A 22,180-nucleotide genomic window follows, 5' to 3' on the forward strand; every position below is an offset into this window, starting at 1 on the left:
TCAGGCAAAACGAACGAGTAGGGGTAAGCCAACTACCGTTGGTATGCTTGCCGCTACTATCTTGCGTACTAAGGCCAAGTTGCCGCTACAGGTAGTAGCGGCAATACAAATGTTAGTCGCAACCCTGACAAAAGATCATGGAATATAAATTAAACAACTTTCACTACAACGTTCCTGAGCAGGACTTATTAGATGACATTAAAAGAGTTGCTGCTAAACTTAATAAGATGGCCCTAACTTCAAGAGAATATGACGAGGTAGGCAAATATAATTCGGGGACAATACACAGAAGATTGGGATCTTGGAATAAAGCACTTGAAAAAGCTGGATTAGAAGCGGCATTAAGTTTAAATATTCCTGACAAAGATTTATTTGAGAATATTGAAAGGGTGTGGATAAGCCTTGGTCGACAACCGACTCACAGGGAAATGAAGCCGCCGCTTTCCAAATTTTCTACCTATCCTTATGGAAGACGTTTTGGCACTTTTAGGAAAGGGCTTATAGCATTTGTTGAATTCATTAAATCAAATGATGACAATAACCTAGCAATGCAAAATGTTGAATCCGAAAAAATTCCTTCAGAGATAATTCAAGATAACGAGCCAGTTTATAGACATAAAACAAAGCGACTTCCGAGTGAAAGACTAAAAGTTCAAGTACTAATGCGTGACGGAAATAAATGCAGACTTTGCGGCATTACTGTGACAGGTGAAAATATTCACTTTGACCATATCCACCCTTGGTCAAAAGGTGGCGAGACAGTTTTAGAAAATATACAAGTACTTTGTGAAACACACAATCTTGCAAAAGGAAATTTGACTTATGATTCATAGTAGCCACAGAAGGGCAGTCACTAACAGCAGTTTGGTAAAAGGCGGGCTGACGTGCTTCATATGAATTTAGGTGGTATAAATTCCGCTCTTCGCCAAGCTGCGAACCGTTAGCGCAACTCGTGCCCCACCCATAACACAGAACCCGCACGCCTCCCCTGCCGCACCCCAGCACACCAGAACCGCGCCGCCGGGGGTAATCAGGGCGGCGCGGTTGTCGTTCCGGCGGGGGGAGGCACAGCCTCCCGGCATGGCTGGCACGAGTTACGCTGCGCTAAACTCGCGCCAGTCGAGCCAGTCGAAGACAAATGGGATACGTTCACTCAGTTGGCAAACCATGACGCACACGGAAATCAGAGATAAAGTTGTGGCAGGCGGCCAGCTCGCTATCCAGCGCCTCCTTGACCGCAAGAGGCGGGACAACGGCTATGTGGTGGTTTCGCAGAACGGCAAGGTGGTGAGGGTACTGGCCGCAGACATCAAGCTGTAGCCGGCCGAGCTGTGGCAACCCGCCCTCGACCGCGGCGCCGCCGTGCTGGCCGGCCGCGGCGTGACGGCCACCCGCATCCAGCAATTCAAAGACAACACCGCCGAGTTTGGCGACCTGGAGCCCGACACGGTGGTGCAGCAGGAAGGCGCGGCCGTGACCTAAGACATAGACTAGGCGCATATAACCTTGGAAACGGCCATGCAAGCCGTGCTGGGCATCATTGCCACCCAAGACGGCCCGCTACAAACGGCACCCGTTGCGCATCAAGGGGGAAGTGCGGGAGTGGCAGGGGCACCCGCCGCCGCAGCTTCAGGCCACGCGCGAGAACCTGGAGCGCCTGAAGCAGCTGGGAACTGAAGCTATTCAGGAATAAATAAGATTAGGCGACAGATACAGCTTAGCAGTAAAAGAAACTACAGTAACGCCTAGTATCTTTCCTCCTCTGTAGCAGTTGAAATAAATACGTTCTGATATGCCTATTAATTATGGCCGTCTGTTGGTTAGCGGCATAATGACCTTTAGCCTGCTAGCTACCTGTGAATCCTGCCGTCCCGATGCTGAGCGAGCTACTAATTTTCCTAAAACCAATACTTTGCCAGCTACTGCAGTTGTTAATCCAGTCGATTCTACAGCCAGCGTTCCAGATTCAGCCGTTTCTGCACCACCAGCCTCAGACTCGGCCGCAATGGCGCGTACCTCACTGGTCGTTCGCGAATACCGCCGCTATGTAGGCACTGTGGGCACGGTCCCGGTGGTGCTGGAGTTGACAGGAGCCGATTCGATACGGGGCAGCTACTACTATCAGGGCCGTGGCGGTCTGCTCACGCTAAGCGCCGCCCGCCCGGCAGCTGGGCAGCCTCTGGTTCTCCGCGAAACCGATGATACTGGTAGCCTGACAGGCCGCTGGCAGACACAGCAACCGTTTGGTCCGACGCTACGCGGTGCTTGGCGCAGTCCCGATGGCCGTCGTCAATTTCCCTTTGCACTGCGCGAAGACTACGCTGGAGCCGTGCGTTATAGCATTGAAACGTATAGCAGCTATAGTAAGTCCAAAGACTGCGGGTTAGGCGATGGGCGGACGCATATCACCAGCGAGGAGCAGGATGTAGTGTATCTGCGCCCACACCTTACAGCGGCAGAGGCTAAAGTGCAGCGCCAACTATTGCCCGCTCCCCACTCGCAATTGCAGCAATACTTCGATAAGCAACTGCGTAGCTCCGGCGCGTGTCGAGAGCTGAAGAAATTGGCCTGGGTTACGTATAACGCGGATTTCCTACTATCAATTCAGACGTTTGAGCACGAGTTCAACGTTGGAACGCCGCATCCTGTCGGCTATTACTACCATACCACTTTCGACTTGCGCACGGGCCGGCCGCTAGAATTGGGAGAGCTATTGCGGGCTGGTTTCAAGATGCCCCTGCGCCGGCTGCTAAGTGCCCATTTGCGCACCGATTCGCTCTATGTGGATTTTTACCGAGCCGAAATTGAGGGTGACTCTGCCCAAACCCGCTGGCCGCTCGGTCCAGATGGTGAGCCCTTGGCACCGTTGCCACAGAACGGCTACTACCTCATGCCATCAGGCATCGGTTTCCAGTACGACATGTACGAAATAGCGCCGTACGTTTACGGGCCTATATTAGTGGAAATCAGCTACCGTGAAATCAAGCCATTACTGCGGCCCGACGGCCCATTAGCCCAGCTGCTGCAGCGACGCGGGCTGCGGTAGCTGGGTCTCCGTGCATCTAAGCATAAATATTATATGCACCTACGCACCGGGCAGGCGGCTGGCAGCCGCACACCCGGTTGGCTTCGTGCTGACACCCGCACGAGGACGTTTTGCCGGCAACCGAACGGGCGGCTGGCAGCAGCCTGCCCGGTGCGGACGCGGTTCACGAAACGGCTATAATACGAAAAATGATACTGCAAAATCAGCCCTAAGCATGGTCTCGCCCGCGGCGCCGACGCAGCCGCGCAAAGCACATCTATTAAGTCGGAGTCGTCATGTGACGCAGCCGAGCGATGGCGGGGGCATTTATAAGGCCGTTCGCCTCCACCCCACGCCCTACCTTCCCCCACCGCAGCCTCAGCCGCTCCAGAAACATATGCTACTGGGTTGGTTACGAGAACTTGGCGTACCCTCCGAAAGGCAGCTAAGCGGTGCAGACCCGCCTGCCGCTGGCACGGATGACGCTGTTACCTTACGTGTTACCTTTCGTATGAAAGACTACTTGTTGCTACAGCAAGTAGCAGCAAGCCGACAGGACCTCTCCCGGCCAGAACATTTAAGATGACAAAGAATATGACAAGAAGCGTAATCATTGCGAGCCGGCTTCGTGAAGTGTTACTTGATGGACATTGGATTGCAAACACAAATTACAAAGAGCAAATATTAAGTGTGGATTGGCAGCAAGCAGTTCAAAAAGTCAGCAGTTTAAATACTATTGCAGCTCTAACGTATCATATAAACTACTACCTCGCTGGGCTATTGAATGCATTTGAAAACGGGAAACTTGAAATCAGAGATAAATACAGTTTCGACCTTCCGCCAGTAGAATCAGAAAGGGATTGGAATAACTTAGTAGCAGTATTTCTATATAACTCAAACAAGTTCGTGAGCATGGTTGAAAAGATGAAAGATAATATTCTAGATCAACCGTTTGTAGATGAAAAGTACGGAAGCTATCTACGCAATATTGAAGGTGTTATTGAGCACAGCTATTATCATTTAGGACAAATTTCTTTGATACGAAAAATGATACTACAAACTTAACCCTAAGCGTGGCCCTGCCCGCGCCGCCTGCTCAATCACGGCAGCCGCGCATTGCACAACTGCGGAAGCGCAGGCGTCAACCGGCACTGTTAAGTGACGGCGGGAAGGGATTGGGATGATGGCGCTACAAGGAGGAGTGCCCGTAACTTCCGGGCTGCTTTGGGGACGAGTAATTTGAACTCTTTCAGAAATAAATAACAAACAGTATGAAGCATTTTCTGACCATACTATTGGCTCTTCTTTCGCATGGTATTGTTTCTGCTCAGAATACTACCATAATGATTCGCATATCAGAAATAGAAATCGACCCAAATTATCTTGAAGAATACAAAGCAATTCTACAAAAAGAGTCTCAAGCATCTGTGAGATTAGAACCAGGTGTTATTTCTATTTACCCGATGTACCAAAAGGACAATCCAACGCAGGTGAGAATCCTGGAAATATACGCTACCAGGGAAGCGTATGAATCTCATTTGAAGACACCGCATTTTTTAACGTATAAAACTACAACCCTTAAAATGGTCAAGTCATTGAAGCTTATTGATATGGAAGCAATAGACCCCGGAAATATGCCTACGATATTTCGCAAGCTACAAGATAAATAAAGCAAGTCCTGCTCTCGCCCGGCTTTACTGAGCAGGGCGTATGTTTGAGGGACTACGTCCCAAATCCGCCCGCGCCTACCGGAACGCCCGTTTCCAGCGTTTCGCGTTTAGGGGCAGCTCTTGGGTGCGGATGTAGTAGAGGTTTTCGGCAGCAATACCGCCGGCCTGGCGCACCTGGCGCGAGAAGTACAGCGTCTTGCCATCGGCCGAAACAAAGGGGCAAAACTCGCCGGCGGCGGTGTTGACGGCCCTGCCCAGGTTTTGCGGTGCGCTCCACTGGCCTTTCTCCCGGTAGCTGATATAGAGGTCGGAGTCGCCGGCCCCGCCGGGCCGGTCGGAGAAGAACAGCAGGATACTCCCGTCGGGTGAGATGTAGGGGTTAGATTCGGAGGCAGCCGTGTTGAGGCCGGCCAGATTTTCGGGAGCGGCGTAGCCGGTTTTCTGCCAGCGGGCCACGTACAGGTCGTTGCGGCCGCGGCCGTCTTTGCGGTTGGCGGTGAAGTACAGGGTGCCTTCCCGGCTAGGCGAGGCATAGAACTCGCTGACCGAATCAGTCGAAACCGGCGCCCCCACGCGCTGCGGCGCCGACCAGCTGCCAGCCGCGTCGCGGTCCAGTACCCATACATCGAAATCCTTTTTGGCGACGTCACCTTGTACGGGGCGGTCGGAGTTGAAAAACAGCCGCCGTCCATCGGGCGACAAGATGGGGTCAATGTCCCGATAACGGCCCGAAAACGATGCCACCACCGGCGTTTGCCACCGCCCGGCCACGCGGCGGGCCGTCATGATGCGCAGCTGCTCCCGCCCCTTGCTGGAGCTGACGGAATACGCTTCATCACCAGCCGCGTTGAGCGTCAGGCCAAACACACCGCCGTTAGAAAGCGTGTCGGGCGCCAGCATTCGGGCTTGAGCCCAGAGCAGGTGCGGCAGCACAGCAGCCAAGCCGCTGAGCCACCCAATTCTAGAGAATTGTAGACGCATACCAGGAAGTTGTTGCGTTTGGAACCGGTAAATGACCGCTGCGGAGTGGGGGAGTTGCTTTACTCTGTATATAGAAGCTGTTCAGGAAGTCAGTAGACCGTCATGCTGAGCGCAGCGGAGCGCAGTCGAAGCATCTCTACCGCTAGCTAACTCTTAACGCTTGCTCAAGGAAGCGGGAGAGATGCTTCGACTACGGCTGCGCCTGCGCTCAGCATGACGGTCTACTGACCTTTTACACAGCTTCATCAACCCAGCTGCGCACTGAGGCTTATCTTTCACCGACCTATCTGCTTTGCCCAGGCCTCCTACCTCATGCCCACCGAATTCCTTAACACCACCGTTACGCTGGAGAAATTTCCGGGTAAGGGCGGCTGGACTTACGCTCCGCTGACTGGCTTCGACCGGGTTTCCCAAACTCATTTTGGGATGCAGAAGGTCAGCGGCTGGCTGGATGAGGTGGAGCTGCCCACTGCTACGCTCATGCCCATGGGCCAGGGCCGCTTGTTTCTGCCCATAAATGCTGCCTTGCGCAAGCAGCTAGGCAAGCAGGCCGGCGACGCTGTGCACCTGCGCCTGTTTGCGGCCGACGACGCGGCGGCTGCGGCCGTTTCGCTGCTTGATTTTGAAGAGTGCCTGGCCGACACTCCCGCCGCCCTCCGCACTTTCCGGGCCCTGGCGCCAGCGCAGCAGCAGAGCTGGGTGGCGTGGGTGGCTGCCGCTGCCGATGAGCAGCAGGTCCTACGTGTCGAAAAAGCCTGTGTTCTGCTGGCTCAGGGTGCCACCGAGCGGCCGCCGCGCGGCTAAACATCTGGTTCTGCTCGTTGTGGTACTCTACCAAGCGATGAACATGCGGGCAGTAAATATTTCACAGAAACTATCTTCGTAGCTTCCTGTTGTTTAGCTGGCTGCTAGGCAACGCCGCGTCTTTTTGTTATCTTATATCTCGGCAGGATGGCGCACTCTTTGCGGTAGGGAGCAACTCATTTCACTACTGTCCGTCAAATTTGTTATTTTCCGCACCCCTTTGCCACAGAGGCGGTAAAATACCATTGTTGGCTTTCATTTTATGAAGAAAACTCTACTTGTGTTGTGGTGGATTGTGCTGTTGGCGGTGACATCGTTCCATAGCTGGGCCACCCCTCGCCGGGCCGACGACCCACCTGCTGCCCTGAACGGGCAGTGGAAAGGCCCGCTTAAGGTGCCCGGTGGCGAACTGACGCTTATCATTACCCTGGTGCCTTTGTCCAACGGCTCGTACTACGCCGCGCTGGATGCTCCGCAGCAGCGCATCAGCCGCATGCCAGCCGAAGTAGAAGTGAAAGGAAACGATATTACCCTGCGCATTGAGCAGGCTGGCAGCCGGTTTGTGGGCAAGGTAAAGGACGGCGGCGCCACGTTTGACGGCACCTGGACCCAGCCGGGCATGTCGGTGCCGCTGACCCTGCGCCGGGCGTCGGCTCCGGCCATGGCCAACGGTAAAGTGCGCCTCACGCCGCCTTACCGCGAGGAAGAGGTGGTATTCACGAATGCCGCCGCTAAAATCCGGCTGGCGGGCACGCTTACCATTCCGGCCGGGCCCGGCCCCTTCCCCGCCGTGGCCCTGCTCTCCGACTCTGGCCCCCAGGACCGGGACGCCGAGCAGCAGGACTACCGCATGTTTGGCATGCTGGCCGACCACCTCACCCGCCGCGGCATTGCCGTGCTACGCTTCGACGACCGGGGCGTGGGCAAGTCGCAGGGCAACTATCTGACGGCTACCACCGCCGACCTGGTGGCCGACGCCCAGGCGGCCATGTCCTTTCTGCGGGCCCGCAACCTGGTAGACCCCCAGCAAATTGGCTTGATTGGGCACGGCGAAGGCGCCAACGTGGCCCTGCTGGCTGCCGCCGACCACGCTCCCGCCAAGCCGGCCTTTGTGGTGTCGTTGGCGGGCTATGGGCTGCCGGGCCGCGAAGTGCTGGTGCGCCAGCAGGTGGAGATTATGCGTCTGATTGGGGCCAATCCGGCCCAGGTAAAAGCCGCCCTCGACTTGCACGACCGGATGATTAACATCATCCGCCAAACCCCGAACGATGCCCAGGCCCGCGGCAAGGTGGCCGCCGCCCTGCGCCTCAATAACACCGACATCGACCCGCAGATGGCCCGCGCCCGCGCCGCCCAGCTTACCTCGCCCTGGTCGCGCTACTTCCTCGATTTCGACCCGGTCCGCAAGCTCTCCAACGTGAAGTGCCCCGTGCTGCTGCTCAGCGGTACCGCCGACCTGCAAGTGGACCCCGCCCAGCACATGGCCCCGCTGAAGCGAGGCCTGAAGCACAGCAACGTCACCGCCGACCGGCTAAGCGGCATCAACCACTGGTTTCAGCCCGACCCGCAAGACTGGCCTCTGGTGAACGGTGTGCAGCAGCCTACTTTCGCCCCCAAAGCTCTGGATGTAGTACGCGAATGGGTATTTGAGAATACCACCCGACCCCAGCCGCTGCCCATCACCGAGAAACGGCCGAAACCGGTGAAAGGCGCCCGTAAATCAACGAAAACGGCCCAGGCCAGCCGCTAAAGCAACTTGTTACCAGCCTCACCCCGGAGCCTTGCTTCGGGGTGTTTCTTTTTATGACTGTTTGCTAGCAGGGTAAACTGCTACCATTCTGTTGATAACCATAAGGTTATCAACAGAGTTATCCACAATTAGCCTTCTTGTTGGCCTTTCTGAACTCGGTGCAATAGGTTTCAGCAGTTTCCTGCTACGCCTTCTGAGACGTGGGCGTGAGGTCCAAGCGGCGCAGCTGGTTGGCGCGCAGGGCGGTTACGGCCACCACCACTAGCGTTATCATCCCCCCAAACACTACCGAGGGTACTACGCCCATGAGCTTGGCCGCTGCTCCCGACTCAAACGAGCCGATTTCGTTGGACGAGCCGATAAAGATGTTGTTCACGGCCGACACCCGGCCCTTCATGTGCTCCGGCGTGAAGGTGTGCAGCAGCGTAGAGCGCACAATCACCGATACCGAGTCGAACACGCCAGTCAGGAACAGCAGAAACAACGACAACGCGAAGCTGGTAGACAAGGCAAACCCAATGGTAGCCAGCCCGAAGCCCGCCACGGCCCACAGCAGCTTGCGGCCCGCGTAGCGCCGCAGCGGAAAGTAGGTGAGCAGCACCGCCATCAGTACCGAGCCCACGGCCGGCGCGGCCCGCAGGTAGCCCAGCCCATCGGCGCCAGCATGCAGGATTTTGTCGGCGAAGATGGGCAGTAGGGCCACGGCCCCGCCAAACAGCACCGCAAACAGGTCCAGCGACAAGGCCGCCAGCACAATCTGATTCTGAAAAATGAACTGCACGCCCGTCAGCAGGCTTTCTTTCAGGCTGGGCTTTTCACCCTCCACTACTGGCAGCGGGCGACCGGCAATGCTGGCAAACAGCAGCAACGACAGGGCCATGAGGGCCACGTCCACGCCATAGGCCACGTCGATTCCCAGGTGAGCGTACAGCAGCCCGCCCACGGCCGGGCCCAGCACCGCCGAGGCCTGCCAGGTGGTGCTGTTCCAGGTAATGGCGTTGGCCAGCCGCTCCCGGTCGGGCAGCAGCTGGGGCATAAAGGAAAACAGCGCCGGCCCCAGGAAGCCCCGCGCCACCCCGCTCACGAAAATCACGGCGTACAGGGGCAGCGTGTATAGCTGGTCTTTGGCCAGCAGCCAGCTGCCCACCGGCTGGGTGAGCAACCATAGGGCCACGGAGCACAGGAGCAGCAGGGTCACGGCCGCCACGATAATGTTCTTGCGCCGCACCGAGTCGGCCACGTGCCCGGCGTAGAGCGACACCACAATGCTGGGAATGGCTTCGGCCAGCCCAATCAGGCCCAGGGCCAGCGGGTCGTTAGTGAGCTTGAACATCTGCCAGCTCACCACCACGCCCTGAATCTGGGTGGCTACTACCAGGCACACCCGGGCGCTGATGAGGCGCCGGAAATCAGGCACGCGCAGGGCGGCGTACGGGTCGTGGCGAGAGGCGTCGGGAGCAGCAGCGGAGGACATACAGGTAGCGTAGGGGCGCGTCGCACGCGCCCGGTCGTGTGGAACAGCCAACCGCCCGCCCCGCGAATCTAGGAAAGGCGGAGCATGGTACGGTTTGGGGCGGCCGTCGTTGCAAAGGTAGCGCCGGGCGGCGCTGAGCCGTTACGCTTGAGTTGCCGTATACTCCCAGCACCTTTCGGCTCCCAACCCCGTGCTCATCCTATGCCTACTGCTTCTTTCAATCAGGCTTCCGTAGTTGAGTTTCACTTCCGCGACGACGCCAGGGTGCTGCTGGGCCGGTGGCTGCGGCCGGTACACGGCCCCGAGCTGCGCCATAGCTACAAGGCCATGCTGGCGGCGGCCCGCCCCCACCAGGCCCGCTACTGGCTGCTCGACCTGCGCACCCGCGGCACGGCCAGCGAAGACGACACGCATTGGGTGCTCACCGAGTTTCTGCCCCGGTTGGCACCGCGCCTGGGCGAGCGGGTGTATGTGGCCTTCGTGCTACCACCGGCCCAGGTAGGTATGCTCGACCCGGAAAATGGCGCCGACATGGCCCTGCACGCCGACTACCACGTCCGGCTGTTCCTCGACGAAGCACAGGCCCTGCGGTGGCTGGCCCTGCGCCAGCACCACAACAGCGTCTAGCTACTCTCATTGCCTTTTGGTTTGTTTATCCATGAATTCACGTTAGCCAGCTCACCGGCAAATTTCTCCTGATTCTTCACTTGATTTCTAACCTTGTCTACCCAGCCATGCTGCTTCCTTCCCTGCTCTCCCCGCTACGTTGCTTTCTTGTTGGACTGATGCTGCTGGGCAGCACGGCCCTGTCTGCTCTGGCCCAGCAAACCACCCCGGCGCCCCGGCTGAAAGACGGCGTGTACCGCCGCAGCGGCAAGCTGCTTCGGTTACAGGGCGGACGGGTTACGCCCCTTACGCAGCCGCTTGCCTTGGGCAATGGCTTTACGGTTTATCCCAACGGTACATTGGTAGGCCCTAAGGGTGGTCGTCGGCAGTTGGCCAACGGGCAGGCCGTCAACCTCCAGGGTCACGTGGTAAGCTTCCGCGACGATATGCTGTCGGCGCAGGCCATTGAAGACCACGACCGCCGCACCACGGGCGCCCGGCCCACTACCCTTGTAGTGCCGGCCCGCGAGGTGGTGCCGGTTGACTTGGTGGCCCGCCTGCGCCACACCCAAGAACGCTTACACCACTTGCAGCAGCTGTCGGCCTTGCTGGCGGCCCGGGCCTCTGCCGCAGCCGCAGATCCTATCTCCGCCGACGTTGCCGCCCTCGACGGCCGCATTCAGGAATTAAGCCGGCAGCTCCAGGCTAAGTAGCCCATTTTGAGAGAATTTTGCCTCGTTGCAGACCTTGCTTCGCGCAGGGTCTGCTTTTTCTTTGGCGCAAAGGGTAACCGCCTGCTGTTTGCAAACGCTTGATTTACATTAAATACTATTCCCATATTGTGCAGCTGAAAAAAAATATTTCTGGTACGGCTGTTGCGCGTTGTGTTTCGCGAATCAGTTGTCTACATTTGGTTCCGACGAGTTCCCTTCTCACGCTCAATTTCTCTTCACCGGCAACTGCACTCTATGGCCTAAAGCTCTACGTTCCCTAACCCGTAGCCTTTATGGAAACCATGCAGCCGAGCGACTCCGCTCTGATTTCGCTCTACATTGCCGGCCAAGAAGATGCCTTTGCTCACTTGCTTGAGCGGCACAAAGCCCGCGTCTTTACCACCATCATGCTGATTGTGCGCGACGAAGACGTGGCCGAAGACCTGCTGCAAGACACATTTATCAAGGCTATCCACACGATGAAAAGTGGACGCTACAACGAGGAAGGGAAATTCTCGTCGTGGATTTGCCGGATTGCGCACAATCTGGCCATTGACTGCTTCCGCCGCGAAAAACGCAGTCCTTTGTTGAACCTCGACACAACAAGTCACGCCTTCAACTCGTTGTCGTTGGCAGAAGAAGGTGCTGAAGCGGCGCTAACGCGGGAAGAAACCCACGCGCGGCTTCGGGAGCTGATTCAGGAGCTGCCCGCGGCGCAGAAAGAAGTCCTGATCATGCGTCACTACGGCGACATGAGCTTTCAGGAAATTGCCGATGCAACGGGGGTCAGCATTAATACGGCGCTGGGGCGGATGCGCTATGCGCTGATCAACCTGCGGAAAAAAATGGCCGCGCAACCCGTTTTCTATGATTCAAACTTTACCCCACGAGACGCTACTCCGGTACGTGTACAACGAATTGCCGGCTGACCAGCACCACGAAGTAGAACAGGCTCTCCTCCACGACCCCGAGCTGGCTGCCACCTGCGCCGACTTGCTCTTGGCTCAACGGACGCTCGACCACCTGCGGCGTACTCCGCGCCAGCGCACCACCGATTTCATTCTGCAGTATTCCCGCACTTTTCCGAAAGCGGGGTAGTCGACAGTCATTCTCAGTATAATAGAGGACCTTCTCACGCCTGTACGGGTTGTCTTACGACGGCCGGTTCAGTGTGGAAGGTCCTTTATTGTGCTCAGAATGACTGTTTTTTGGGCGTACCTTGCGGCTTCATCTAGCTTCCGGTTATGCGCACGCCCGAGCGGTTCCGCCACTTTATTGACTACTTCACTTCCCACTTTCCCGAGCCGGAAACCGAGCTGACGTATGCCAACCCCTACGAGCTGCTCGTGGCCGTGGTGCTCAGCGCCCAGTGCACCGACAAGCGGGTAAACCAAGTGACACCTCCTCTGTTCCGGCAATTCCCGACGCCGGCTCACCTAGCCGCAGCCTCCGCTGACGACGTCTTGCCGTTTATCCGCAGCGTCTCCTACCCCAACAACAAAGCCAAGCACCTGGCTGGCCTGGGCCGCTTGCTGGTGTCGGATTTTGGGGGCGAGGTGCCTAGCAGTATTGAGGAGCTGCAACGCCTGCCGGGCGTAGGACGCAAAACTGCTAACGTCATCGTGTCGGTGATTTACAACCAACCGGCAATGGCCGTGGATACGCACGTATTCCGGGTGTCGCACCGGCTAGGGCTGGTGCCGCGCACTGCCACCACGCCTCTAGCTGTAGAAAAGACCCTCGTGCGCTACATTCCGAAGGAATTGATTCCTAAAGCCCACCACTGGCTGATTCTGCACGGCCGCTACATCTGCGTAGCGCGCCAGCCGAAATGCGGCATCTGTCCGCTTAAAAGCTGGTGCAAGTACTACGAGCAGGTGGTTAGCAAACATCCTGAAAAAGCTGCTTCAGCTCAGTCCAAGCGTGTTTCCAGCCAAACTACACCAGTGGATGGGCACAACTTAGTATAAAACTAGTCTTAGCTAGCACAAAGCAAGTAGCTTGTTTACTTAGGGTGCTACTTGCTCCAAAATGGCCTGTATTGTCGTGCCAATTTGCTGCCGGTCAAAATATCTGCTGGCAACCTCACGCCCGGCTTGTCCAGCGGCCTGTAGTTGAGCGGGAGCTTGCAGCACTTTTTCTAGCTGCAAGGCTAGGGCGGCGGCATCACTAGCCGGCGAATACCAGCCGCAGCCGTGCTTTTCCACCAGCGTCTTCGTCCAGCCCTGGTTAGTAACTACCACGGGTGTGCCTACCGCCAGGCTGTCGTAAAACTTGGCGGGTGAGTTGGCATCGAGCACCGGCAGGCCCAGAAACGACACCACGGATACCTCCGCCAGCCGGAACCAGCTGAACACCGCGTGCCGTGGCTGCGGAGATACCAGCCGGATACTGGAGCAGCGGGCCGCAGCTGCCCGCACCAGCGGCTCGTCGTAGCCGTGGCCCATGAACAGCCACACCACCTCCGGGCAGCGGGAGGCCAGTTGCTCTGCCGCGGCTACCAGAGTTGGAATGTCGTTGGCGCGGCCAAAAGTACCGGCGTACAGGACCACGCGCTGGCCGTCTAGCCCTTCCTGACGCCGAAGCGCGGCCACCGCCTCCGGAGTGGCGCGGGCGGCCAGGTCCAGGTCGGTGCCGTTGAGCACGGTGGTGAGCTTGCCTTCCGGAACGCCCAAGCCGCGCACGTAAGCCGTCATATCGGGCGAAAGGGGCAGCACGTGGCGCGCCGAGTGATACAGGCTTTTTTCCAGGGCATACAGCTGCCGCTGGGCTAGCCGGCTGGGCACGGCTTCCATGGCAATGGGGAAGGCCGGCCACAGGTCCTGCACCTCAAACACCCACGGCACCCGCCGCAGCCGGGCCACCTGCGCCGCCGCCCAGGCCGCAGTCAGCGGCGTACTGATGCCCCAGATAACGTCGGGCCGGTCGATGCGCAGTCCTTCCCGCAGCGAGTACGCGGCGTACTGCCCAAAGGCCAGGGCCCGCCGAGCCACGCCCATGGTGTTGTCGTAGGCCACATCGGCGGCGCGCAGCTCCACACCTTCCGGCACCCAGGCAAACTCCCGCGTCAGGCGCTGCCGCTCCCAGGTGCGGGTCGTAATCAGCGTCACGCGGTGCTGCCGGGCCATCTGCGCCAGCAACGAGTAGTGCCGACTGGTAGCAGGACAGTCGGGGTTCGTGTGGTACTGGCTGAAGACGGCAATGTGCATGGGAGGAAATGAGTGAATGAGTAAGTGAGTAGATGAGTAACTGAGTGAATGTAATACTGGCCGAAGACAGCACTTCCACATTCACTCAGTTACTCATCTACTCACTTACTCATTTCTACCGTTCCGCCCGGCGGGGCTTGGGGCGGTAGCGGGATTCGGAGAGGATGCGCTGGGCGTTGCGTTCGGCCATGAGCTGCTTCAGCGTCACGTTGGGGTGCTCGGCCATGTACTTGCGCACAATCTGCCAGCCCACCCAGGCCCCTACCCGACCAGGGCAGGTTTTGTCGATTTCCGGAATGTTGGGCCGCTCGCCCACGTACTTCTGCACCGTGAACGGAGCTGTGTTGTAGAGCAGGTTTTTCTCAACGAAGTGGGCCCAGATTTTGCCTTCGTTGAAGACCACGCCGGCCATTTCTTTGTCGGTGTAGCCCATGAGCAGGGAGTCGGGCGTACAGGGTAGCATCCGCTCGGCAAAGTAGAGCGACTTGCCAAACTGCACCATCTCGCCGAGCATAGTTTGGTTGGTCAGCTCCTTTTTGTTGTACTTGTTGCTGATAGCCAGGGCCAGCGTGGGTAGCACGTGCTCCGGGGTGTAGCGGCGCAGAATGTAGCGCGGCACGTTGGGCCGGTATACCGCCTCCGGGCCCACGAAGAAGTCGGTGCTGATGGCAATCAGGCTGTCATTCACGAACAGATCCTGGCTCAGCCCACTCACAAACGTCTTCACGGGCGGCACTCGAAAATCCGGAAAACTGTACCGGATGTGCTGAAACATGGGTTTCAGCTCTTGCTCCAGCTGTTCGGTCCGGAACGTGGTGTCGGCCTGCTGGCCCAGCTTGCGCAGTTCGGTGTTGGAGGCCAGGCGCGTGAGGGTGGCGCTGAGCATACCGGCCGGGTACTGCTGGCTCTGCAAAGCCTGGCGGGCAAACAGCCCGTGTTCCCGCACAAACCGCTCGGCGTCGGCGGGCGTCTGAATCTGGAAGAAGGATTTTTCCAGCCGCTCTACCTGCACCTGCACGGGTACTTTGGCCACGTTCGGGTCCAGCTCGCACTGGTCGTCGTGGCGGTTGCAGGCGGTGAAAAGCACCAGTACGGCCGCGCTTAGGGCGGCCAGCTGGGTTCGTAGTCGGGCAGGAATGTGCATCACGCTTCTATCTTTACCGGGCGAAATTAGCCAAAACGAAACGGCGCCCGGCAGTCGTTTGTGCTTCTCACTCTGTATCTTTTCCATTGCCATGAAAAAAGCCCTGCTTGCCCTTATTTTCAGTGGTGCTACCCTCGGGGCGGCCTCGGCCCAGGTTGAAATCGGCCTGAAAGTGTCGCCCTCCATTACCTCTCTGCGTGTCGACTCTCCTTCTGACTATGGCTTCCGGAATGAAGGCAGCCGGGCCGGCATCGGGGGCGGCGTCATCGTCGATTACTTCTTCGGCCAGAACTACGCCTTTAGCTCCGGCCTGTTCCTGACCGGCAAAGGCGGCACCGTTTCTTACTTCGACGACGCCACCCGCAGCCGCCAGCAGCAGAAGTTTGGCCTGCAATACCTCGAGGTGCCCGTTACGGTGAAGCTGTTCACCAACGACGTAGCCACCGATACTAAGCTGTATTTCCAGGTAGGCGGTTCTTTGAACGCCGCTCTGGCCGGCAAAATCAACGACCAAAAATTCTACAAGGACCCTGGCAACGGCAACGCCGAAACCAAAGCCTACAAGCACATTATCCTGCCCGATGCGGCCTTGCTGGGCTCCTTCGGAGTGGAGTACCAGCTGGGCCAAAGCACCAAGCTCCTGGCCGGCGTCACCTACAAGCGCGGCATCCTCAACATCGACCGGTACTTCGACAACACCCGCAAATTCCGCGACGTAACCATCAAAAACAGCGAAGTAGCCCTGGATTTGGGCATTAAGTTTTAATCACAGATTGTGCACATTGAGTTGATTGCGCAGATTGCGTTACCAAAGCACATTTTACCTGTGCAATCAGCTTAATCTGCCTAATCGGTGATTAAAAAAGCCCGCGGCGCATCTGGCACCGCGGGCTTTTCTTCTATCAGGAGGAGTTTTCTCGCAGAAAAAATCCGTCAGGTAATCAGTCTACTATTTCCAGTTCCCGGTCCTGCAACCGGCTCATGGCCGCCGCGGCCGAGTGCAGCTCGATTTCCTCGCCGTGCTCGTCCTCGATGCGGTATTCGGTGAGGCCCAGACTGGTGTCTTTCATCACCTTTACCCACTTGTAATACTTTAGGTACCACTTCATCTGCCGGCTCACCAAGCCTTTGGTGTAGTAGGCGTGCAGGAAGGGGTGCACGTACAGCGTAATACCCGACTGGTTTTGGGCCACCAGCAGGTCTTCAATGCTGTTGTCGATTTCGTCCGTCACGAGGATGGAAGCCGAAATCTTGCCCGTGCCCCCGCAGGAGGGGCACACCTCACCCGTAACAATGGCCTCGGCCGGCCGCACGCGCTGCCGGGTAATCTGAAGCAGGCCAAACTTGGTGATGGGCAGAATGGTGTACCGCGCCTTGTCGTGCTTCATGATGCTATGCACGGCGTCTTCCACCTTCTTGCGGCTCTCCGGCGACTTCATATCAATGAAATCGACAACGATGATGCCGCCCATGTCGCGCAGCCGGAGCTGGCGGGCTACTTCGCGGGCGGCCGAGAGGTTCACGTGCAGGGCCGTGGCCTCCTGGTCGCCTTCCTGGTTGCTCTTGTTGCCGGAGTTTACGTCGATGACGTGCAGGGCCTCCGTGTGCTCGATGACGAGGTAGCCGCCGCCGGGCACGGTTACGGTTTTGCCAAACAGCGTTTTCAGCTGCTTCTCAATGCCGTAATGCTCAAACAGCTTCACCTTACCGGTGTGCAGCTTCAGCAGGCCGAGCTTGTCGGGCGCAATCTGCTGAATGTAGCTGCGCATTTCCTCGTGCAGGGCCGGCGAGTCGACGGTAATAGCATCAAACGACTCGTTGAGCATGTCGCGCAGCATGGACGAGGTACGGCCCAGCTCGCCCAGCACCTTGTCGCCGGGCTTGGCCGTACGCAGGTTCTGCGTGAGCGTGTTCCACTTGTCTACCATGCTGGTCATGTCCTTGTCCAGCTCGGCCACCTCGCGGCCCTCGGCCACGGTGCGGATGATGACGCCGAAGTTGTCGGGCTTGATGGAGGCAATGAGCCGCTTGAGCCGCTCCCGCTCCGCCTTGCTGACAATCTTCTTGGAAACGCTGATAACGTTGGAAAACGGCACCAGCACCAGGTAACGGCCCGCCATGGAAATGTCCGTGGACAGGCGCGGACCCTTGGTCGAAATCGGCTCCTTTACAATCTGAACCAGCAGCTGCTGGCCCTTCTTGAGGGCGTTGTCGATTTTGCCCACTTTGTCGAGGGGCGCTTCAAACTGAAATGCCTTCAGCGCCCCGACGGTAATTTTCTGCGATTGTACGCCTTTGCCCCACTTTACCAAAGAGGGAAAATTCTCTCCCAAATCGCCATAGTGCAGGAAGGCGTCTTTTTGGTACCCGATGTCGATGAACGCGGCGTTCAGACCGGGCATAACTTTCTTGACCGTGCCCAGGAATAAGTCGCCAACCGAATAGTTGGTGTCGTTGCGGTCAAAGTGGTATTCGATGAGCCGCTTGTCCTGTAGCAGGGCAATCCGTTCTCCTTCCTGAGTAGAATTAATGATTAATTCGTTACTCAATGGATTAAGCGGTTAGAATAGTGTCCCCGAACCAGAGAGCTGGCCTTGTCTTCACCCTTGAAACCCGTAAAGGGAAGCCAGCGCGCACGGCACCGGCTTCCCTTCCAAGCCACGGGGAAAGCGAACTGCTAGCCACTCTCGGGGATACTAAGTGAGAGATAGACAAGGCGTTTGCCTACGCAAACCAGCGCCTTGCCAGCAAACCCCGCGGGGCTTACTTCTTCTTATGACGGTTTTTGCGCAGACGCTTCTTCCGCTTGTGCGTAGCAATTTTGTGACGCTTTCTTTTTTTACCGCAGGGCATGATGATGTTAGGTTAAGTGGTTGATTGGTTTTTCTTTGATTTACAGTTTTTAGTTGGTGGTTAGTGGCTTGTGGAGTTACCCAAAAACCGTAAACCACTAACCAAAAACCAGCTCCTACTGCAGCTTTTGCAGCTCCTCGTCTACCGACGCGGCCAGGGCTGGATCGGGGCTGAGGCTCTTGGCTTTCAGGAAAGCTTGGCGGGCTTCCTGCTTCGCGCCGGTTTGGGCCAGCGAGACGCCAAGATAAAACTGTCCGTCGACGTTTTCGGGGTTTACTTTCGTCAACTCCTGAAAACGGCCCACGGCTTTATCGTACTGTCCGCTTTTAATGGCCAGTAAGCCAAGGTTATACAGCACTTTTTCGTTGCGCGGGTCAGCGGCCAGCACCTCCCGCAGCAGCGTCACTCCCTGCATGGGATTGTCGCTTACCATAAAGGCCATGCCCAAATTGTTCTTGGCATCCAGGTTGTCGGGGTTGTTCTTCAGCACCTTCTGGTACAGCTCCTGGCACTTAGCCCCGAGCAGGCGTTGCCGCTCTGCAGTAGTTGCAAAGCTAAACGCTTCAAAATACTCGTCGGCGGCGCGCTGCCAGGCTTGCTCGCCGGGGCGGGCCAGGGCCAGCTGCTCCAGGTAGTAGCCGGCGCTGTCGTGCTTTTCGGCTGCTTTGTAAGTGTCGGCCAGGGTTTTAGCCAGGCGCAGCTTGGCGGCTGGGTCCTGGGTGCTGGCGTAGCGGCTGCGCAGGCTGTTCAGCTCCTGCCGCTGCGCCGGAGTCAGGGCCATGTGCGGCTGCTCCGGCGAAACGGCCGTGGGCTGCTCCCCCGACGAGGCTACGGCCTTGGACCCGTTGGTAGCCGTGCCGCCCCCGTCGCGGGTGGCGGTGCGGGCGGCATCCTGGGTTAGCTCTCCCCGGCCTTCCTTAGGCTTTACCACTACCTTCGGCAGCCAAAACAACCCAGCTACCAACGCCACGGCCACGGCCAGGAGCAACAGCTGATGTGTGGAGGTAGTACGAGTCATGGACAGGGGATAAAAGCAGGCCGCCGGGCTTCAGTGGAGAAGACGCCCGGCGGCGCAGCTGGCAATATTACAACAACACGCGACTAAGCGTTGGTGAGTTCCTTGATCTTCTTGCTGTTTTTGATCTTACCGATGAATGTTTTCGACGGTTTGAAGCTCGGGATGAAGTGCTCGTCGATGATGATCGACGTGTTTTTCGAGATGTTGCGGGCTACTTTCTTCGCGCGCTTTTTGTTTACGAAGCTGCCGAAGCCGCGCACGTAGATGTTGTTGCCCTCGGCCATGGAGTCCTTTACTACTTTGAAGAAGGCTTCAACGGTAGCCGAAACGTCTGCTTTCTCGATGCCGGTCTTTTCGGCAATTTCGGCGATTACTTCTGCTTTAGTCACGCTGGTAAGTGTACTATGGAGTGAAAAATGTGAGCTGGGCAACAATGCCCCTTGAAAACGTAAGCCCTTGCCCGGTAGGCTGTTCGCTTTTGAATTGGGGCCACAAAGGTAAATTGCTTTTTTGGTTTTACAATAGATTCTGCTGCATTCGCGTCGGGTCTTTAGGTTGTGTACAACTATTTCTTTTTCAAAGTCTTGTCGTCAAATTTCGTTCCATTTGCCGCGCCCTGGTTTGCGCCGGCCCTGCTTGCCTGGTACCCTCGCCACCGCCGCGACCTGCCCTGGCGCCACACCCGCGACCCGTACGCCATCTGGCTGTCGGAGGTAATCCTGCAGCAAACCCGCGTGAAACAGGGCCTGCCCTACTACCTCGACTTCATCACCACCTACCCTACCGTGCACGACCTGGCCGCCGCTCCGCAGGATGAAGTGCTGCGCCACTGGCAGGGGCTGGGCTACTACTCGCGGGCCCGCAACATGCACCACACGGCCCAGCAGGTGGTGCAGGAGCACGGCGGGCAGTTTCCGGGTTCTTACGCCGAGTTGCTGAAGCTGCGTGGAGTAGGTCAGTACACGGCCGCCGCCATTGCCTCCTTTGCCTACGACGAGCAAGTGGCCGTGCTCGACGGCAATGTGTACCGGGTGCTGGCCCGCGTATTCGGCATCACGGCCGACATTGCCGCTCCTGCCAGCCGCAAGATCTTCCAGCAGCTAGCCGATACGCTGATTCCGGCCGAACACCCGGCCGAGTTCAACCAGGCCATTATGGAGTTCGGGGCTATTCAGTGCACACCGGTGAAGCCGGACTGTTTGTTTTGCCCGTTGCAAAGCCAGTGCTACGCCTTTCAGCACGGCATGGTGCAGGAGCTGCCCGTTAAGAGCAAGGCCAAAGCCGGCCGCACCCGCTACTTCCACTACCTGGTGCTACGCTACGGCGACACGCTGTACATGCGCAAGCGCGGCCCAAAGGATATTTGGGAAGGCCTGTACGATTTTGCTCTGCTGGAAACCGATGCGCCGGAGCTGCCGGCTCAGGAAGTAGTAGCGGCCGTGGAAGCTTTGGGCGGACAAGTGGCTGCTACGTTGGCCGAGGAGCCCGTGCGTAGTCTGCGCCACGTGCTCAGCCACCAGAAAGTAGAAGCCAAGTTTCATCCGGTGTGGCTGGCCGCGCCGCTGCCGGATGCCGCGCTACAAAAAGTTGGCTTGACTCCTTATCAGCTGAGCCAGATAGAGGAGCTACCGAAGTCCATGCTGGTTACTAATTATATTAGCAGTATCGCTATTTAATTTCTAAAATAATTGGAATCAAGAATAGTATATCGTATATTTAAGCTTAGAAACATTTCCTTATTTCCTACTTAACCTTTTACCAGTAAGCACAATGGCAAGCGTCAACAAGGTCATTCTGATTGGCCACCTGGGCAAAGACCCGGAAGTTCGTCACCTGGAAGGCGGCAATGTGGTAGCCAATTTCACCATGGCTACCAACGAGTACTACAAAGACAAGCAAGGTACCCGCGTGGAGCGTACTGAATGGCATACCATTGCGGCGTGGCGCAACCTGGCCGAGCTGGCCGAGAAATACCTACGCAAAGGCCAGCAGGTGTACGTGGAGGGCCGCATCCGCACCCGCCAGTACCAGGACAAGGAAAACCAGACCCGCTACATCACCGAAATCGTAGCCGAGGAAATTTCCCTGCTCGGCAGCCGGCCCCAGTCGGGCGAAGCCGTGCCGCAACCGGCCGCTGCCGAAGCACCGACCACCTTCCGGCAGGAACCTGAACTGGATCAGTTGCCGTTTTAAGGTGCTGGTCCTGATTACTCGAAAGCCTCGGCTCCGGCCGGGGCTTTTTTGTGGTCGGGTTCCGCCGGTGAGTGGAGCACCAGCTCTGGTGTTCTGTGGCGACGTTGTGGCTACCTTTACTTTTTCATTCGTCTGCTTTCCGCATGACTCTTTCTCGATTTTTGCGCGCTGGGTGGGCGGTGCCGCTGTTGCTGCTGGCCGCCGGCTGCTCGTCTACGCCCGATTTCACGCCCAAGCCCAAGGGATACAACCGCATCGACCTGCCCCCGCACGCTTATCAGCAGCTGGCGCCGGGGCACCCATACACGTTTCAGTACTCGCGCTACGCCCGGATTTTGCGCGACTCATCCTACCTGGCGCAGCCGCACTGGATTAACGTGTACTACCCACAGCTCCAGGCCAACGTGCAGATAACCTACGCCGACCTGCGCCAGAATAACCGGCTCACTAACAAGATGCTGGAGGATGCCCGTAAGCTCACCAGCAAGCACCAGATTAAGGCCACGGCTATTGACGAAAGCGTGCTGAAAACGCCGGCGGGTATGCGGGTGTCGGTGTTTGAGCTACAGGGCGACGTGCCCAGCCAGTACCAGTTCTATACCACCGACAGCACCCGGCACTTCTTCCGCGGCGCCCTGTACTTCCGCACCGCTACTGCTAATGACTCCCTGGCCCCGGTCATTGACTACGTGAAAAAGGACATTATTCAGCTCCTCAACACGCTGAAATATCAGTGAATT

Annotated in this window: 23 protein-coding genes; 16 read left to right on the forward strand and 7 right to left on the reverse strand. The window is 57.6% G+C overall.

Annotated features, from left to right (window positions below):
- Window positions 1–137 precede the first annotated feature (137 nt).
- The 5 genes from OIS53_RS12325 (at window position 138) to OIS53_RS12345 (ending at window position 4,695) form a co-directional block, all read left to right on the forward strand.
- Window positions 138–833, forward strand: a complete 696-nt coding sequence (locus OIS53_RS12325; RefSeq protein WP_264678873.1) for a homing endonuclease associated repeat-containing protein — start codon at window positions 138–140, stop codon at window positions 831–833.
- Window positions 834–1,167: 334 nt separating this feature from the next.
- On the forward strand, window positions 1,168–1,320 hold the full coding sequence (locus tag OIS53_RS12330) for a hypothetical protein (protein ID WP_264678874.1): 153 nt from the start codon (window positions 1,168–1,170) through the stop codon (window positions 1,318–1,320).
- A gap of 472 nt (window positions 1,321–1,792) precedes the next feature.
- Window positions 1,793–3,046, forward strand: coding sequence for an RsiV family protein (locus OIS53_RS12335; RefSeq protein WP_264678875.1), 1,254 nt, complete (start codon window positions 1,793–1,795; stop codon window positions 3,044–3,046).
- A 561-nt stretch (window positions 3,047–3,607) separates the two neighbouring features.
- Entirely contained in the window at window positions 3,608–4,090 is a 483-nt protein-coding gene (locus tag OIS53_RS12340; protein WP_264678876.1) for a DinB family protein, read from the forward strand.
- A 206-nt stretch (window positions 4,091–4,296) separates the two neighbouring features.
- Window positions 4,297–4,695: a putative quinol monooxygenase gene (locus tag OIS53_RS12345; protein WP_264678877.1), complete on the forward strand. Its 399-nt coding sequence runs from the start codon at window positions 4,297–4,299 to the stop codon at window positions 4,693–4,695.
- Between the two features lie 75 nt (window positions 4,696–4,770).
- On the opposite strand, the gene OIS53_RS12350 is transcribed toward OIS53_RS12345, so the two are convergent.
- Entirely contained in the window at window positions 4,771–5,676 is a 906-nt protein-coding gene (locus tag OIS53_RS12350) for a TolB-like translocation protein (RefSeq protein ID WP_264678878.1), read from the reverse strand.
- A 312-nt stretch (window positions 5,677–5,988) separates the two neighbouring features.
- Here OIS53_RS12350 and OIS53_RS12355 point away from each other — a divergent pair, with 312 nt between their 5' ends.
- Complete coding sequence (locus OIS53_RS12355; RefSeq protein ID WP_264678879.1) at window positions 5,989–6,480, forward strand: DUF1905 domain-containing protein; 492 nt, start codon at window positions 5,989–5,991, stop codon at window positions 6,478–6,480.
- A gap of 262 nt (window positions 6,481–6,742) precedes the next feature.
- Window positions 6,743–8,230, forward strand: a complete 1,488-nt coding sequence (locus tag OIS53_RS12360) for an alpha/beta hydrolase family protein (protein ID WP_264678880.1) — start codon at window positions 6,743–6,745, stop codon at window positions 8,228–8,230.
- Window positions 8,231–8,414: 184 nt separating this feature from the next.
- Here the strand turns inward: OIS53_RS12360 and OIS53_RS12365 are convergent, their stop codons facing one another.
- Window positions 8,415–9,704, reverse strand: coding sequence for an MFS transporter (locus OIS53_RS12365; protein ID WP_264678881.1), 1,290 nt, complete (start codon window positions 9,702–9,704; stop codon window positions 8,415–8,417).
- Between the two features lie 201 nt (window positions 9,705–9,905).
- Between OIS53_RS12365 and OIS53_RS12370 the strand changes: the two genes are divergently transcribed.
- From OIS53_RS12370 to nth, 5 genes are all read left to right on the forward strand, one after another.
- Entirely contained in the window at window positions 9,906–10,331 is a 426-nt protein-coding gene (locus OIS53_RS12370; protein ID WP_264678882.1) for a hypothetical protein, read from the forward strand.
- A gap of 107 nt (window positions 10,332–10,438) precedes the next feature.
- The gene (locus OIS53_RS12375; RefSeq protein ID WP_264678883.1) at window positions 10,439–11,023 is read left to right on the forward strand and encodes a DUF6799 domain-containing protein; all 585 of its coding nucleotides are present in this window, start codon (window positions 10,439–10,441) and stop codon (window positions 11,021–11,023) included.
- 293 nt (window positions 11,024–11,316) lie between these two features.
- On the forward strand, window positions 11,317–11,952 hold the full coding sequence (locus OIS53_RS12380; protein WP_264678884.1) for an RNA polymerase sigma factor: 636 nt from the start codon (window positions 11,317–11,319) through the stop codon (window positions 11,950–11,952).
- Complete coding sequence (locus OIS53_RS12385) at window positions 11,930–12,121, forward strand: hypothetical protein (RefSeq protein WP_264678885.1); 192 nt, start codon at window positions 11,930–11,932, stop codon at window positions 12,119–12,121. Before OIS53_RS12380 ends, OIS53_RS12385 begins: the two co-directional genes overlap by 23 nt.
- Window positions 12,122–12,267: 146 nt before the next feature.
- Window positions 12,268–12,993 (forward strand): endonuclease III, encoded by a 726-nt coding sequence (gene nth, locus OIS53_RS12390; protein ID WP_264678886.1) that lies wholly within the window; start codon window positions 12,268–12,270, stop codon window positions 12,991–12,993.
- A gap of 39 nt (window positions 12,994–13,032) precedes the next feature.
- Here nth and OIS53_RS12395 read toward each other — a convergent pair whose 3' ends face one another.
- Together OIS53_RS12395 and gldB are read right to left on the reverse strand one after the other, a co-directional pair.
- The gene (locus OIS53_RS12395) at window positions 13,033–14,232 is read right to left on the reverse strand and encodes a glycosyltransferase family 4 protein (protein WP_264678887.1); all 1,200 of its coding nucleotides are present in this window, start codon (window positions 14,230–14,232) and stop codon (window positions 13,033–13,035) included.
- 115 nt (window positions 14,233–14,347) lie between these two features.
- Window positions 14,348–15,376 (reverse strand): gliding motility lipoprotein GldB, encoded by a 1,029-nt coding sequence (gene gldB / locus OIS53_RS12400; protein ID WP_264678888.1) that lies wholly within the window; start codon window positions 15,374–15,376, stop codon window positions 14,348–14,350.
- Window positions 15,377–15,467: 91 nt separating this feature from the next.
- Between gldB and OIS53_RS12405 the strand changes: the two genes are divergently transcribed.
- Window positions 15,468–16,142 carry a porin family protein gene (locus OIS53_RS12405; RefSeq protein ID WP_264678889.1) on the forward strand — a complete coding sequence of 225 codons (675 nt, stop codon included), beginning with the start codon at window positions 15,468–15,470 and terminating at the stop codon, window positions 16,140–16,142.
- Between the two features lie 175 nt (window positions 16,143–16,317).
- Here OIS53_RS12405 and OIS53_RS12410 read toward each other — a convergent pair whose 3' ends face one another.
- From OIS53_RS12410 to OIS53_RS12420, 3 genes are all read right to left on the reverse strand, one after another.
- Entirely contained in the window at window positions 16,318–17,925 is a 1,608-nt protein-coding gene (locus tag OIS53_RS12410; RefSeq protein WP_264678890.1) for an Rne/Rng family ribonuclease, read from the reverse strand.
- 419 nt (window positions 17,926–18,344) lie between these two features.
- Window positions 18,345–19,247 (reverse strand): tetratricopeptide repeat protein, encoded by a 903-nt coding sequence (locus tag OIS53_RS12415; RefSeq protein ID WP_264678891.1) that lies wholly within the window; start codon window positions 19,245–19,247, stop codon window positions 18,345–18,347.
- Window positions 19,248–19,330: 83 nt separating this feature from the next.
- Window positions 19,331–19,636, reverse strand: a complete 306-nt coding sequence (locus OIS53_RS12420; RefSeq protein WP_264678892.1) for an HU family DNA-binding protein — start codon at window positions 19,634–19,636, stop codon at window positions 19,331–19,333.
- A gap of 195 nt (window positions 19,637–19,831) precedes the next feature.
- Here OIS53_RS12420 and mutY point away from each other — a divergent pair, with 195 nt between their 5' ends.
- From mutY to gldD, 3 genes are all read left to right on the forward strand, one after another.
- On the forward strand, window positions 19,832–20,923 hold the full coding sequence (gene mutY, locus OIS53_RS12425; protein WP_264678893.1) for an A/G-specific adenine glycosylase: 1,092 nt from the start codon (window positions 19,832–19,834) through the stop codon (window positions 20,921–20,923).
- Window positions 20,924–21,017: 94 nt separating this feature from the next.
- The gene (locus OIS53_RS12430; protein ID WP_264678894.1) at window positions 21,018–21,440 is read left to right on the forward strand and encodes a single-stranded DNA-binding protein; all 423 of its coding nucleotides are present in this window, start codon (window positions 21,018–21,020) and stop codon (window positions 21,438–21,440) included.
- A 143-nt stretch (window positions 21,441–21,583) separates the two neighbouring features.
- Window positions 21,584–22,177 carry a gliding motility lipoprotein GldD gene (gene gldD, locus OIS53_RS12435; protein WP_264678895.1) on the forward strand — a complete coding sequence of 198 codons (594 nt, stop codon included), beginning with the start codon at window positions 21,584–21,586 and terminating at the stop codon, window positions 22,175–22,177.
- The last annotated feature ends 3 nt before the right edge of the window (window positions 22,178–22,180 follow it).

Origin of the sequence: Hymenobacter sp. YIM 151500-1 (assembly GCF_025979885.1) — a bacterium.
Lineage (GTDB): Bacteria > Bacteroidota > Bacteroidia > Cytophagales > Hymenobacteraceae > Hymenobacter.